The following is a 13,687-nucleotide window of genomic DNA, read 5'->3' on the forward strand; positions in this document are numbered from 1 at the left end:
CATTCTGTTTTGTGATGCTTATCGCCCATTTGCAGGCACCTAGGGCTGGGTTTGGTCAGCATAAGTCTTCTCCACATACGATTGGTTCGGTTGAGTATTGCTTGGCTTGTTCTGAGAGAGCGAGAAGAGATCGCAATTTAAAAATCAGCATGTTGACACGCACTGCATCGCTGGCACATTATGTAGTTGCTTTGGTTCCTGTGGCGCGAGTCGCAGGCTAAGAGGGAAGTCGGTGTAAAACCGGCGCTGCCCCCGCAACTGTAAGCGGCAAGTGTTGGCCTGTTGTCCACTGATGCACCAGCATCGGGAAGGATGGTCGCACATTCGAGCCGCGAGCCAGGAAACCTGCCCAAGCACGATACGACTACCGCGAGCGGAGGGCTTGGGGACGTGTTTAAGGTTGTGGGCCAAACGAGGCCGATACCCTGCGCGCCCCTGTTCCTTCGTCAGAAAACCAAAAGGATATGGGCATGACCATCACAGTTTATTCAAAACCTGCTTGCGTGCAATGCACGGCCACCACCCGCGCACTTGACACACGGGGGCTGAAATACCGCGTTGTCGACCTGACACAAGACACCGAAGCGATGCAAAATATCACCGAAATGGGCTACCGTCAGGTGCCTGTCGTTGTGGCAGGTGATACGCATTGGGCAGGCTTTCGCCCCGACATGATCGGCCAGTTGGCGTAAAGGGACATGGGCGGGCTGGTTTATTATTCTTCTGCCACGGGCAACACTGCGCGGCTGGTTGCCGCCCTCGGACTAAAGTCTGCGCGTATCCCTCTGCGCCCGTCTGACCCGATGCCAGTCCCCGCAGGTCCCTTTGTGCTGATCTGCCCCACTTTTGCTGATGGGGCTGGGCGCGGGGCAGTTCCAAAACAGGTGATCCGCTTTTTGAATGTCCCCTCAAACCGCGTCTTTCTGCGTGGTGTGATCGGCGCTGGCAATCGCAATTTCGGCGCAACCTTTGCGCTGTCGGCAGACGTGATCGCAAAGAAGTGTAACGTGCCGGTGCTCACCCGCTTCGAGCTGGCAGGAACAGAACTCGATATCGCCCGCATCCGTGACGGGCTTGACAAATTTTGGAGAACGCAATGCTTGATAACAGTATAAACGCAGGGCTGGATTATCATGCGCTGAACGCGATGCTAAACCTCTATGACGAGGCGGGCCATATCCGTTTTGATGCAGATCGCAAAGCTGCGCGTCAGTATTTCCTGCAACATGTCAACCAGAATACGGTATTCTTCCACTCGCTGGATGAAAAGCTCGGCTATCTAGTGGATGAGGGATATTACGAAGCGGCTGTTTTAGAAGCTTATCCCAAGGCATTTTTGCACCGGATTTGGGAGGATGCGTTTGCGCAAAAATTCCGCTTTCCCACATTCTTGGGCGCATTCAAATATTACACCTCCTACACGCTTAAAACCCGCGACGGGAAAAGGTTTCTGGAGCGATATGAAGACCGCGTTGTAATGACCGCGCTGACCTTGGCACGTGGTGATCAACCACAAGCCGTGGCGTTCATGCGCGAAATCCTGTCTGGGCGTTTTCAACCCGCCACGCCTACGTTTTTGAACGCCGGTAAAAAAAGCCGCGGCGAGTTGATTTCGTGTTTTTTGCTACGGCTTGAAGACAATATGGAAAGCATCGGACGCGGCATCAACTCGGCTTTGCAGCTTAGCAAACGTGGTGGTGGTGTGGCGCTGATGCTGACCAACATCCGCGAACATGGTGCGCCGATCAAGGGGATCGAAAACCAATCCTCCGGTGTGATCCCTGTGATGAAACTGCTGGAGGATTCCTTCTCCTATGCCAACCAACTTGGCGCACGGCAAGGCGCGGGCGCGGTGTATCTCAGCGCGCATCACCCGGATATTTTCCAATTCCTGGACACAAAACGTGAAAACGCAGACGAAAAAATCCGTATCAAAACACTGAGCCTTGGTGTGGTCATTCCCGACATTACCTTTGAGTTGGCAAAGAAAAACGAGGATATGTATTTGTTCTCGCCCCACGATGTAGAAGGAGTTTATGGCGTCTCTTTCTCGGATATCTCGATCACAGAGAAATACGCCGAAATGGTAGATGACAAACGCATCCGCAAAAAGAAAATCAACGCGCGAGAATTCTTTCAGACGCTGGCAGAAATCCAGTTCGAGAGCGGCTATCCCTACATTATGTTTGAAGACACAGTTAATCGTGCAAACCCAATTGCGGGGCGGATTGCGATGTCGAACTTGTGTTCGGAAATTCTGCAGGTGAACGAGGCCAGCACGTTCAACGACGATCTGGGCTATGATCACTTGGGCACGGATATCTCGTGTAACTTGGGCTCTCTGAATATCGCCAAAACGATGGATGGCCCTGATTTTGGCGCGACGGTGGAAACATCAATTCGCGTTCTGACTGCCGTTTCTGAGATGTCGGAAATCAATTCTGTGCCCTCCGTGCGGCGCGGCAACGATGAAAGCCATGCCATCGGGCTGGGGCAAATGAACCTCCACGGCTATCTGGCGCGGGAGCGCATTCACTATGGCAGTGCAGAGGGTGTCGAGTTCACCTCTGTCTATTTCGCTGCCGTGTCCTATCACGCAATCCGCGCATCTAACCTTTTGGCACAAGAAAAGGGTGAGAGCTTCATAGGGTTTTCGGACTCGGCATATGCGACTGGCGACTTCTTTGACAAATACACCACACATGACTGGCTGCCCGTGAGTGATACGGTAAAGGCATTGTTCAAGGGCAAAGACCTACCCACAAAAGCAGACTGGACAGAACTACGCGGACTGGTGATGAAATACGGACTGTATAATCGCAACTTGCAGGCCGTGCCTCCCACCGGTTCCATCAGCTATATCAACAACTCAACCTCTTCGATCCACCCAATCGTCAGCAAGATCGAAATTCGCAAGGAGGGCAAAATCGGACGCGTCTATTACCCCGCGCCGTTCATGAACAATGACAATCTGGAGTTCTACCGGGATGCCTATGAAATAGGGCCGGAAGCGATCATTGATACCTACGCCGCCGCAACAGAGCATGTTGATCAGGGTCTGTCGCTGACCTTGTTTTTTCCGGCTGAGGCCACGACACGCGATATTAATCGTGCCCAGATCTATGCTTGGAAAAAAGGTATCAAAACCATCTATTACATCCGCCTGCGTCAGACCGCCCTAGAGGGAACGGAAGTCGACGGCTGCGTATCCTGTACATTGTGAGAACCCAAATGAAAGATACTCCCGACATCACCGCCGTTCCCCGTGCAATCAACTGGAACCGCATTCAGGACGATAAAGACCTTGAGGTCTGGAACCGCCTGACCGTCAATTTCTGGCTGCCCGAAAAGGTGCCGCTTTCCAATGACGTGCAAAGCTGGGCCACGCTGACGCCTGAAGAGCGCACCCTGACGATCCGTGTGTTCACAGGGCTGACGCTGCTCGACACCATCCAGAATACCGTGGGTGCGCCTGCGTTGATGCCCGATGCGCAGACGCCTCATGAAGAGGCCGTGCTGACCAACATTGCTTTTATGGAGGCCGTTCATGCGCGCTCTTATTCGTCGATTTTTTCGACCTTATGTTCGACCAAAGAGGTTGATGAAGCTTTTCGTTGGTCGGAAGAGAATCCGCACCTTCAAGCCAAGTCAAAGTTGATCCTGCAAGAATACAGCTCTGCAGCAGACCCGCTAAAGCGCAAGATCGCATCGGTGTTTTTGGAGAGCTTCCTTTTCTATTCGGGCTTCTATTTGCCGATGTATTGGTCAAGTCGCGCCAAGCTGACCAATACCGCCGACCTGATCCGGCTCATCATCCGCGACGAAGCGATCCATGGCTATTACATCGGCTACAAATTCCAGCGGGCCACCGAAACACTGTCGCAGACAGAGCGCGACGCCCTCAAGGATTTCGCTTTCTCTCTGATGTTCGAACTCTACGAAATCGAAGCGCAATACACCGCCGAGCTTTATGATGATCTGGGCCTCACCGAAGACGTAAAGGCATTTTTGCACTACAACGCCAACAAGGCTCTGCAAAACCTCGGCTACGAGGCGCTGTTTCCCGGACAAGTCTGCGAGGTAAATCCGGCGATCCTCGCTGCCCTCTCCCCCGACAGCGAAAATCACGATTTCTTTTCAGGGAGCGGGTCATCTTATGTCATCGGCAAGGCTGTCGCTACGGAAGATGAGGACTGGGATTTTTGAGGGAACAGAAAGGTGGATGCCGCACGAACCGATCTAACTTTTCTGATCAAGCTGGCGCTTCAAAGCTTCCGCAAGAGCTGAACCCAAGGCTCCATCGGTGCCTGCCGCTTGCGTCCGCGCCGCCTTGGGCTTCGTTTTGGCATTGGCTTTTGGCTTTTCGGGCGCACGTCGATCCTTTGTAGAATCCACGCTATTGTCTTTGCGCATGGTCAGGCCGATGCGTTTTCTCGGCACGTCAACTTCTGTGACGCGCACGCGGACGACGTCACCGGCTTTGACAACCTCATGTGGGTCTTTCACAAAGCGATCAGCAAGTTGGCTCACATGTACCAGACCGTCCTGATGCACGCCGATATCTACAAAAGCCCCAAAGGCCGCGACATTTGTCACCGTGCCTTCTAGCGACATGCCTGGTTTGAGGTCGGTAATGCTGTCAATCCCTTCGGAGAAGGTTGCCGTCTTAAACGCCGGGCGCGGGTCGCGGCCCGGCTTTTCGAGTTCCGACAGTATATCGCGTACTGTGGGCAGCCCAAAATCGCCATCGACAAACTGCTCGGCCTTCAAACCTGCAAGGGCCTTGCTATCGCCCATAATTTCCCTGACATCGCGCCCACAAGCCTGCACGATTTTGCGCGCCACACCGTAAGCCTCGGGGTGAACCGATGACGCATCCAGCGGCTCTTTCCCTTCGGTGATGCGCAAAAATCCAGCGCATTGCTGAAAGGCCTTTGGCCCCAATCCGCTGACTTTCAGTAGGGCCTTGCGGTTTTCAAAGGGTCCGTTTGCATTCCGGTGCACGACGATGCTTTGTGCCAGTGAGGGTCCAAGGCCCGCAATATGTGACAGCAGCGGCGCCGAGGCCATGTTGAGATCGACACCAACAGCGTTCACCGCGTCTTCGACAACAGCGGCCAAAGATTGGGCAAGCTGGCGCTGGTCGACATCGTGCTGGTATTGTCCCACGCCGATGGCTTGTGGTTCGATTTTCACCAGTTCGGCGAGAGGATCCTGAAGCCGCCGAGCAATTGAAACAGCCCCGCGGATCGACACATCTACATCCGGAAATTCCTGCGAGGCCAATTCTGATGCGGAATAGACAGAAGCGCCCGCTTCAGAGACAATCACAGGCGTTGGCCGCGCAACCCCTGTGGGCAGATGCTTCAACACATCAGCGACCAACCTTTCAGACTCTCGGCTCGCTGTGCCATTGCCAATCGCAATCAAGGCGACGTCATGCTTGCGGATTAAGTGCAGCAAGGTTTCCTCGGACCCGCGCAGATTGTTGCGGGGCTGGAACGGATAGATTGTGGCCGTGTCCAATAACTTGCCCGTCTCATCGACGACCGCAATTTTACAGCCAGTTCGTATACCCGGATCGAGACCCAATGTCGCGCGTGCACCTGCGGGCGCGGCCAGCAAAAGATCACGAAGATTGCGGGCAAATACCTCAATCGCTGTGGCATGTGAGCGGCGGCGTAAATCCGTCAGCAACTCCATAAACATTGTCAGGCTGAGCTTGACGCGCCATGTCCAGGCGGCGGCCTCTCGCAACCACAAGTCTCCGGGCCCTTGACCGCAGATGCCGATTTCGGCGGCAATGATAGCATTGATGCGCGCAAGGCCCTCATCATCAGCAGGCCCGATATCGACGGTGACAATTTCTTCCTTTGCAGCCCGCAAAATTGCCAGCGCGCGGTGCGAAGGGATCGTCGCCCACTTTTCGGTATGGTCGAAGTAATCCGAAAATTTGACGCCAGCCTCTTCTTTCCCTTTGCTCACGCGAGAGAACACCAGGGCTTCTTGTTGCATCACCTGCCGCAAACGGCCCAGAAGGGCGGCGTTTTCGCCCAGTTCCTCGGCCAGAATATCACGCGCGCCATTCAGCGCGTCTTTTTCGGTTGCGACCGCCTCGGACAGATAGCCGCCTGCAAGTTTGGCAGGGTCAGCAGCGCGATTGTCGAGAATGGCGCGCAAGAGTGGCTCCAACCCGTTCTCGCGGGCGATCATCGCTTTTGTGCGCCGCTTGGGCCTGAAGGGAAGGTAAAGGTCTTCAAGAACGGCCTTGGTCTCAGCGCCAGTGATGGCGCGGGACAGTGCATCGGTCAGTTTGCCCTGGTCCTTGATCTCCCCAAGAATGCTGGCGCGTCGCTTCTCTAGGTCGCGCAGATAGTCCAGCCGTTCAGCCAGAACGCGAAGCTGAGTGTCGTCGAGGCCGCCAGTTACTTCCTTGCGGTAGCGCGCTACAAAAGGAACGGTATCACCGCCATCCAGAAGCGCGACCGTGGCGGTTACCTGTTCGGGGCGCGCATTGATCTCGGCGGCTATATTGCGGGCAATGCGTTCTGCAACGGCGTTCATGACTGGCTCTCCAAAGTGTTCGAAGTGCCGTGATAGCGTCAAAGCAAAATAGCGCCAAGCCCAAGAAGTCGCTCAGAAGCTAGCAATGTAGACATGCTGGTCTTTCGGGATAGGCGCGCCAGTGTCTGTGGCTGCTGCTAAGCCAGCGCAGAGCGCGGCGAAGCGGGCCAGTCAACGCGCCGCCCTTCCCACGATAGACAGCCAGTCACGTGACTGCTTTAATGGCGGTTGTGAAACTCAACAGAAAGTCCGATATGGCCGCTCTTCCCGCTTCGATCGACGACACGATCGCAATGCTCGCCAAACAAGACTACGTCTGTGGCCGTGCATTGGGCACTGTCGCCTTCCTTTCGCTCAAGCTTGGTAAACCGCTGTTTCTCGAAGGCGAGGCAGGCACCGGCAAAACCGAGATTGCCAAGGCTCTCGCCCACTCCTTGGGCCGCCGCCTGATCCGCCTGCAATGTTACGAAGGCCTTGATGTGTCCTCCGCACTCTACGAATGGAACTTCACCGCACAAATGGTCGCGATCCGCACCGCCGAAGCAGCGGGCGAAGCTGACCGTACATCGCTGCAAACCGAGCTTTTCTCACCTGACTACCTCATCAAGCGGCCCCTGCTTGAAGCGCTCGAGCCGCACCCGGAAGGCCCCCCCGTTCTACTGATCGACGAACTCGACCGCACCGATGAGCCGTTTGAAGCCTTCCTGCTTGAAGCCCTGTCAGACTTTCAAGTCACCATTCCCGAGCTCGGCACCATCAAAGCTGGCGAGCCACCGATTGTCATTCTCACGTCCAATCGCACACGCGAAGTGCATGACGCCCTCAAGCGCCGTTGCCTCTACCATTGGGTTGATTACCCGCAGTTCGAGCGCGAGGTCGAAATTCTCAAGGCCCGCCTGCCGGAGTGCACTGAAAAGCTCACCCGTGAGGTCGTCGCTTTCGTGCAGGCCTTGCGCGGCGAAGACCTGTTCAAAAACCCCGGAGTAGCCGAAACGATCGACTGGGCGCGCTGTCTCATCGCGCTTGATGCTGTCGCGATCACGCCTGATGTCGTCGCCGACACGCTTGGCGCGCTGCTCAAGTATCAGGACGATATCGCCAAGATCACAGGCTCAGAAACCGCGCGACTGCTTGATGAAGCCCACGCCCAACTGTTGGCAGAGTAATGCAGGCGCTGCCGGACACCGAAGGCAAGCTGGCCGAGAATATTATTCACTTCGCCCGCGCTTTGCGTAAGGCGGGCGTCAATGTCGGCCCCGCGCAAGTGCTTTCGGCCATCGAGGCAGTGCAAACAGCAGGTTTCACCCGCCGGGAAGACTTTTATAACACCCTCAAAGCCACGCTCGTCTGTCGCCCCGAGCAGTTTCAAACCTTTCATCAGGTTTTCACCCTGTTCTGGCGTGACCCCGAGTTTTTGCAAAAAATGGTTCGATCCATGCTGCCTTTGTTGCAGACGATGGGCAGTGACGCTCCGGAGGCCAAAGCCGCCCAACGCCGCGCCGAGGACGCGCTTGAAGAGGGCAAGCACGAGGCGCCTGATGATATGCCCGAGCGTGACGTGCTCGAGATGGACGCGCAGATGAGCCTGTCGCAAACCGAAGTGCTCCGCAGCCTTGATTTCGAGCAGATGAGCAACGCTGAGCAGGCCGCAGCAGTCGCGGCGATCAGCAAGCTGACACTGCCCGCCAAGCCTGTCAAAACCCGTCGCACAACACCCTCGCACATCGGGCGCCAGCCCGATGTGCGTGCTCTGCTTCGAAATGCTCTGAAAAGCGGCGGTGAGTTCGGCCCGCTACCTAAAAAGGCTTTGCGCACCCGCCCGCTCAACCTCGTGGTGCTGTGTGATATCTCCGGCTCCATGGCCACATATGCGCGGATGATGATGCACTTTCTGCACACGCTTGTTTGGGCGCCTCACTCGGACTGGGGCCACGTCCACGGTTTTACGATGGGCACACAGCTCACCAATATCACCCGTGCCTTGCATCGGCGTGACGTTGATGATGCCCTCAAAGCCGTCGGACACGACGCGCCCGACTGGCAGGGCGGCACGCGGCTTGGTGACGCGCTGCATGCCTTCAATCGCGATTACTCGCGTCGTGTTCTGGGGCAAGGGGCTGTTGTGCTGCTGATCACCGACGGGCTTGAAACTGGCGGCACCGAGATGCTCCGTAAAGAAGCCGAGCGCCTATCGTTGTCGTGCAAACGCCTCGTCTGGCTCAACCCGCTTTTGCGCTTTGACGGCTTTGCCCCTAAGGCCGCAGGTGTGCGCACACTTTTGCCATTGGTCGACAGCTTCCATGCCTGCCACAACGTTGACAGCCTCGCCGAGTTGTCAAAGGCGTTGGGTGCACCCTCACAAAAGTCCGAGTTTATTGCTCAGCTTTAAGGCGAAAACAATCACTTGCTAAGAATCGCTGCAGGCTTACACTTTGAAGTCTTGATTTAGATTTTTCGGGGAGGAAAAACCTAAATGGATATGACGGGAGAGCATACCATTGCCGCACCACGCGAAGCGGTATGGGCCGCGCTCAACGACGTTGAGGTGCTTAAGCTCTGCATCCCCGGATGTGAAGAGATAGAACAAACCTCACCGACCACGATGGAAGCCAAAGTTGTCCAGAAGATCGGCCCAGTTAAAGCCAAATTCGCTGGTGCTATCGAGCTTCTCAACATAGATGCCCCCGCCAGCTATACCATCAGAGGTGAAGGCAATGGCGGCGTTGCAGGCTTTGCCAAGGGCGGCGCTGATGTGGTGCTGCAGGAGGTGCCCGAAGGCACGCTTTTGAGCTACGAGGCCCACGCTCAGATCGGCGGCAAACTGGCCCGCCTCGGCAGCCGTCTTATTGATGCCACAGCAAAAAAGTTGGCGGCGAAGTTTTTCGACAATTTTCAAGAACACTTAAACGGACCCGACACGCCGGAGGAGGGCTAGGCGGGGCCAAAAAGGGAGGACCATATGACAAAAGTAAATATGACAGTAAACGGCAAAGCCGTCTCGCGGAATGTCTCCGGCGAGACGCTTCTGTCGGAGTTTCTACGCGAAGACCTGCGCCTGACCGGCACGCATATTGGCTGTGACACATCCCAATGCGGCGCTTGTGTTGTGCATATTAATGGCAAAGCTGTGAAGGCTTGCACCACGCTTGCTGCGGCCACAGATGGCGCGGATGTCACGACAATCGAGGGCCTCGCCAACGGCGAACTGCACCCTATGCAAGCCGCCTTTAAAGAGCACCATGGGTTGCAATGCGGTTTCTGCACACCGGGCATGATCATGTCGGGCGTCGATATGGTGAACCGCTACAAAGCCGAGGGCCGCGAGCTGACAGCCGAGGCCGTGCGCCACGAGTTGGAAGGCAATATCTGCCGCTGTACGGGCTACCACAACATCGTCAAGGCTGTGCAAGACGCAGCCACAAAAATGTAATCTGACAAGGGAGGACAAGACATGGCTAATGGAGCTACCGGAATTGGCGCCCGCGTCAAACGCAAGGAAGACAAACGATTCATCACGGGGAAAGGTAAATACACCGATGATGTTCGCATGGAAAATCAGGCATACGCAGCCTTTGTGCGCAGTCCGCATGCGCACGCAAACATCAAGAGCATTGATAAGTCAGCCGCGCTGGCCATGGAGGGCGTCGTTGATGTGCTTGACGGCCACCAGCTAACAGGCGACGGCATCGGCAACATCATCTGTGGCTGGGCTGTCACTTCCAAAGACGGCTCGCCGATGAACATGGGGGCATGGTCGGCGCTGGCGACACAGAAAGTCCGCTATGTGGGCGACGCTGTCGCGGTTGTCATTGCCGATACGCAGCAACTCGCGCGCCTCGCAGCAGAAGCTGTCGAAGTCGAGTATGAAGAGCTGCCCGCTGTGGTGAAAGCCGATAAATCTCTCGCCAAAGGCGCACCGGAGATTCACGAGAACGCACCCGGCAACCTGATCTACGATTGGGAGATCGGTGATGAGGCAAAAGCGGATGCGGGCCTCGCGGCTGCAAAGCACATCACCGAAATGGAGATCACAAACAACCGTCTCTCGCCCAACCCGATGGAGCCGCGCTCGGCTGTGGCCACATATGACGAGGCCGAAGAGCACTACACGCTCTACACCACCTCGCAAAACCCGCATGTCGCACGCCTTGTCCTAAGCGCGTTTTATAACGTCGCGCCCGAGCATAAACTGCGCGTTATCGCGCCCGACGTCGGGGGCGGTTTTGGCGCGAAAATCTACATTTACCCCGAAGAGATCACCTGTCTCTGGGCGTCAATGAAAACAAACCGCTCGGTCAAGTGGACGGCGGACCGCTCGGAAGCTTTCATCACCGACGCGCATGGCCGTGACCACATCAGCACTGCCAAAATGGGCTTTGACGAAAACGGCAAGATCACCGGTTTCAAAGTCGACACAATTGCCAATCTCGGCGCTTACATGTCACTCTTTTCCAGCTCGGTTCCGACTTATCTCTATGCCACGCTTCTGTCAGGGCAATACGATATCCAGAACCTCCACGCCAACGTGCGCGCTGTCTACACCAACACCGTGCCGGTTGACGCCTACCGTGGTGCGGGGCGGCCTGAAGCTTGCTACCTCATAGAGCGGATGATGGAGACAGCGGCGCGCGAGCTTGGTATGAAGCCCGCCGAACTCAGGGCGAAGAACTTCATTCGCGAGTTCCCTCATGAGACACCCGTTATCATGACGTATGACAGCGGCGACTTTGACGCGAACCTTGCCCAAGCCGAAGAAGCCGCCGATGTGGCGGGGTTCCCGGCGCGCAAGGCAGAGGCGGCCAAACGGGGCAAGCTGCGCGGCCTCGGATACTCCTGCTACATCGAAGCTTGCGGCATCGCGCCTTCGGCGGCCGTTGGCGGCCTTGGCGCGGGCGTCGGCCTCTGGGAAAGCGCGGAAGTGCGGGTTAACCCTGTGGGAACAATCGAGATCCTTACAGGTTCACATTCACACGGCCAAGGCCATGAAACAACGTTCGCCCAGATCGTCGCCGAGCGGTTTGATTTGCCGATCGACAATGTTTCAATCGTGCATGGTGACACTGATAAGGTGCAGTTCGGCATGGGAACTTACGGCTCGCGCTCCGGCGCTGTCGGCATGTCCGCTATCGTCAAGGCGATGGACAAAGTCGAAGCCAAAGTCCGCAAGATCGCGGCACACCAGCTTGAAGCTTCCGAGGACGACATCGTCATCGAAGGCGGCGAGGTGAAAGTTGCAGGCACCGACAAGGCGCTCGGCTGGCATGAAATCGGGCTGGCGGCCTACACGGCTCACAACTTGCCGCCGGAGATGGAGCCGGGCCTCAAGGAAAGCGCGTTCTACGATCCGTCGAACTTCACGTTCCCCGCAGGCACCTACATTTGCGAGGTCGAGGTTGATCCGGAGACAGGGAGAACAGAAGTGGTGCAATTCACCGCCTCTGACGACTTCGGCACCATCATCAACCCGATGATCGTTGAAGGCCAGGTGCACGGCGGGCTTGCCCAAGGCATCGGTCAGGCGATGATGGAGCAGGTCATCTACGACGATGACGGCCAGCTCATCACCGGCTCGTATATGGACTATACGATGCCGCGCGCCGCTGATCTGCCGTTCTATTCGGTGCATCATGCGTCCACAACATGCCCGGGTAACCCGCTCGGCATGAAGGGCTGCGGTGAGGCGGGGGCCATCGGCTCTCCACCCGCCGTGATCAACGCGATCACCGATGCGATCGGCAACAACAACCTCAGCATGCCTGCGACACCGCAGAATGTCTGGAACGCGTTGCAAGCTGTCACAGCTTCGCAAGCGGCAGAGTAAGGGAGGACAGAGTATGTATCCGACAAAATACCACAAAGCCGCAAGCATCGATGACGCGGTAAAAGCGCTGGGCGCGGGCGAAGAGGCAATGATCCTCGGGGGCGGACAAACATTGATCGCAACGATGAAACAACACCTCGCCGCCCCGAGCGATTTGGTTGATGTTCGTAGTATCGAGGGTATGGTTGGCGTGTCGCTAGATGGCGACATGCTCGTCATCGGCGGGGCGACAACCCACGCAGAGGTGGCCAGCAGCAAGGAGGTGCAAAAGCACACCCCCGCGCTCGCGAGACTGGCAGGCGGTATCGGCGACCCCGCTGTCAGGCACGCAGGAACAATCGGCGGATCGGTCGCCAATAACGATCCGGCAGCCGACTATCCGGCAGCTCTTTTGGCACTCGGCGCAACGGTGGTGACAAACCAGCGCGAAATCGGGGCGGATGATTTCTTCGACGGGCTGTTCACCACAGCACTCGACGAGGGCGAAATCATCACGGCCGTGAAGTTCCCCAAAGTTGAAGCCGCAGCCTACGCCAAGTTTGCGCAACCCGCCTCTCTGTTTGCACTTGTTGGGGTGTTCGTCGCTAAAACTGCAGATGGCGTGCGCGTGACGGTTACGGGCGCGGGCGATGAAGGCGTGTTCCGCTCCGAGGCGCTCGAAGTGGCGCTGACGGCGGACTGGTCGGAAGCTTCGGCAAAAGGCGCTGACGTTTCAGCCGACGGGCTTATGTCCGATATCCACGGAGCCGCCGCTTACCGCGCGAACCTTATCAAGGTTATGGCTGCCCGCGCGGTATTGGCATCTTAAAAAGACGTCGCCACGCGCACAGCGTGGCGACGCCTCGGTAGACATTGCAACGTTCGCTACGATAAGTTCAATACGTTGGTCGTGTCCGGCATCAAGCTTCCTTAATCACTTACCACTCAGCAATTAATCTGGCGGACGCAGTCACACGAATGCACCTCACAAGATACAGGACACTGTGCCGGTAGCTTAGCTTGCTGTCCTTTTGCGTCGCGAGGCTTCACTCGGTTGAGCATAGAAATATCAGCCAATCCTATGCCGTTGAGGAGAAGTGCATGCTTAAATTTCAGAAGCTTATTTCGGCTATTAGAAGGGGGGGAATGGCGGACCGAGGAGGATTCGAACCCCCGACCCCCTGATTCGTAGTCAGGTACTCTATCCAGCTGAGCTATCGGTCCGTGAGGGTGAGCAATTAAGCCCTGTGCTTTGGCTTTGCAAGCAGCTTTTCGTAAAAAAACAAAATTTGCTTGTTCGGCCTCTCGGTGAGCTAGCAAGCG

General features: G+C 56.5%; 11 protein-coding genes, 1 tRNA gene and 1 riboswitch. Of the genes, 10 read left to right on the plus strand and 2 right to left on the minus strand.

The window, feature by feature from the left end; translation table 11 throughout:
* Window positions 1-175 precede the first annotated feature (175 nt).
* A riboswitch (cobalamin riboswitch) is annotated at window positions 176-368 on the plus strand.
* Between the two features lie 102 nt (window positions 369-470).
* Genes nrdH through nrdF form a run of 4 tightly spaced genes read left to right on the plus strand, consistent with a single transcriptional unit; the run spans window position 471 to window position 4,206 of the window.
* Window positions 471-692, plus strand: coding sequence for a glutaredoxin-like protein NrdH (gene nrdH, locus OE750_RS07145; RefSeq protein WP_263762969.1), 222 nt, complete (start codon window positions 471-473; stop codon window positions 690-692).
* A 6-nt stretch (window positions 693-698) separates the two neighbouring features.
* A complete protein-coding gene (nrdI, locus tag OE750_RS07150) occupies window positions 699-1,115 on the plus strand; it encodes a class Ib ribonucleoside-diphosphate reductase assembly flavoprotein NrdI (RefSeq protein ID WP_263762972.1) in 417 nt (138 codons plus the stop codon).
* Window positions 1,097-3,223 carry a class 1b ribonucleoside-diphosphate reductase subunit alpha gene (nrdE, locus tag OE750_RS07155; protein WP_263762974.1) on the plus strand — a complete coding sequence of 709 codons (2,127 nt, stop codon included), beginning with the start codon at window positions 1,097-1,099 and terminating at the stop codon, window positions 3,221-3,223. The genes nrdI and nrdE overlap by 19 nt, the downstream gene beginning before the upstream one ends.
* A gap of 8 nt (window positions 3,224-3,231) precedes the next feature.
* Window positions 3,232-4,206 (plus strand): class 1b ribonucleoside-diphosphate reductase subunit beta, encoded by a 975-nt coding sequence (gene nrdF, locus OE750_RS07160; protein WP_263762975.1) that lies wholly within the window; start codon window positions 3,232-3,234, stop codon window positions 4,204-4,206.
* Between the two features lie 33 nt (window positions 4,207-4,239).
* Here nrdF and OE750_RS07165 read toward each other — a convergent pair whose 3' ends face one another.
* The gene (locus OE750_RS07165) at window positions 4,240-6,564 is read right to left on the minus strand and encodes a Tex family protein (RefSeq protein ID WP_263762977.1); all 2,325 of its coding nucleotides are present in this window, start codon (window positions 6,562-6,564) and stop codon (window positions 4,240-4,242) included.
* 254 nt (window positions 6,565-6,818) lie between these two features.
* Here OE750_RS07165 and OE750_RS07170 point away from each other — a divergent pair, with 254 nt between their 5' ends.
* From OE750_RS07170 to OE750_RS07195, 6 genes are all read left to right on the plus strand, one after another.
* The gene (locus OE750_RS07170; RefSeq protein WP_263763212.1) at window positions 6,819-7,730 is read left to right on the plus strand and encodes an AAA family ATPase; all 912 of its coding nucleotides are present in this window, start codon (window positions 6,819-6,821) and stop codon (window positions 7,728-7,730) included.
* Window positions 7,730-8,953 carry a vWA domain-containing protein gene (locus tag OE750_RS07175; protein WP_263762979.1) on the plus strand — a complete coding sequence of 408 codons (1,224 nt, stop codon included), beginning with the start codon at window positions 7,730-7,732 and terminating at the stop codon, window positions 8,951-8,953. Before OE750_RS07170 ends, OE750_RS07175 begins: the two co-directional genes overlap by 1 nt.
* Window positions 8,954-9,037: 84 nt before the next feature.
* Window positions 9,038-9,499 (plus strand): CoxG family protein, encoded by a 462-nt coding sequence (locus tag OE750_RS07180; protein ID WP_263762981.1) that lies wholly within the window; start codon window positions 9,038-9,040, stop codon window positions 9,497-9,499.
* Between the two features lie 24 nt (window positions 9,500-9,523).
* A complete protein-coding gene (locus OE750_RS07185; protein ID WP_263762983.1) occupies window positions 9,524-9,994 on the plus strand; it encodes a (2Fe-2S)-binding protein in 471 nt (156 codons plus the stop codon).
* A gap of 21 nt (window positions 9,995-10,015) precedes the next feature.
* Entirely contained in the window at window positions 10,016-12,385 is a 2,370-nt protein-coding gene (locus tag OE750_RS07190) for a xanthine dehydrogenase family protein molybdopterin-binding subunit (RefSeq protein ID WP_263762985.1), read from the plus strand.
* A gap of 13 nt (window positions 12,386-12,398) precedes the next feature.
* Window positions 12,399-13,193 carry an FAD binding domain-containing protein gene (locus tag OE750_RS07195; RefSeq protein WP_263762987.1) on the plus strand — a complete coding sequence of 265 codons (795 nt, stop codon included), beginning with the start codon at window positions 12,399-12,401 and terminating at the stop codon, window positions 13,191-13,193.
* Window positions 13,194-13,511: 318 nt separating this feature from the next.
* Here the strand turns inward: OE750_RS07195 and OE750_RS07200 are convergent.
* Window positions 13,512-13,588, minus strand: a tRNA-Arg gene (locus OE750_RS07200).
* Window positions 13,589-13,687: the final 99 nt, after the last annotated feature.

The sequence above is a fragment of the Lentibacter sp. XHP0401 genome (assembly GCF_025751535.1).
Taxonomy (GTDB): Bacteria; Pseudomonadota; Alphaproteobacteria; order Rhodobacterales; family Rhodobacteraceae; genus Lentibacter.

What these genes read in the sequence shown, in the direction of transcription:
- OE750_RS07185 (WP_263762983.1), top strand. Translation starts at nt 9,524, where the DNA reads ATGACAAAAGTAAATATGACAGTAAACGGCAAAGCCGTCTCGCGGAAT.
- nrdE (WP_263762974.1), top strand. Translation starts at nt 1,097, where the DNA reads ATGCTTGATAACAGTATAAACGCAGGGCTGGATTATCATGCGCTGAAC.
- OE750_RS07165 (WP_263762977.1), bottom strand. Translation starts at nt 6,564, where the DNA reads ATGAACGCCGTTGCAGAACGCATTGCCCGCAATATAGCCGCCGAGATC.
- OE750_RS07190 (WP_263762985.1), top strand. Translation starts at nt 10,016, where the DNA reads ATGGCTAATGGAGCTACCGGAATTGGCGCCCGCGTCAAACGCAAGGAA.
- nrdH (WP_263762969.1), top strand. Translation starts at nt 471, where the DNA reads ATGACCATCACAGTTTATTCAAAACCTGCTTGCGTGCAATGCACGGCC.
- OE750_RS07170 (WP_263763212.1), top strand. Translation starts at nt 6,819, where the DNA reads ATGGCCGCTCTTCCCGCTTCGATCGACGACACGATCGCAATGCTCGCC.
- OE750_RS07175 (WP_263762979.1), top strand. Translation starts at nt 7,730, where the DNA reads ATGCAGGCGCTGCCGGACACCGAAGGCAAGCTGGCCGAGAATATTATT.
- OE750_RS07180 (WP_263762981.1), top strand. Translation starts at nt 9,038, where the DNA reads ATGGATATGACGGGAGAGCATACCATTGCCGCACCACGCGAAGCGGTA.
- nrdI (WP_263762972.1), top strand. Translation starts at nt 699, where the DNA reads ATGGGCGGGCTGGTTTATTATTCTTCTGCCACGGGCAACACTGCGCGG.
- OE750_RS07195 (WP_263762987.1), top strand. Translation starts at nt 12,399, where the DNA reads ATGTATCCGACAAAATACCACAAAGCCGCAAGCATCGATGACGCGGTA.
- nrdF (WP_263762975.1), top strand. Translation starts at nt 3,232, where the DNA reads ATGAAAGATACTCCCGACATCACCGCCGTTCCCCGTGCAATCAACTGG.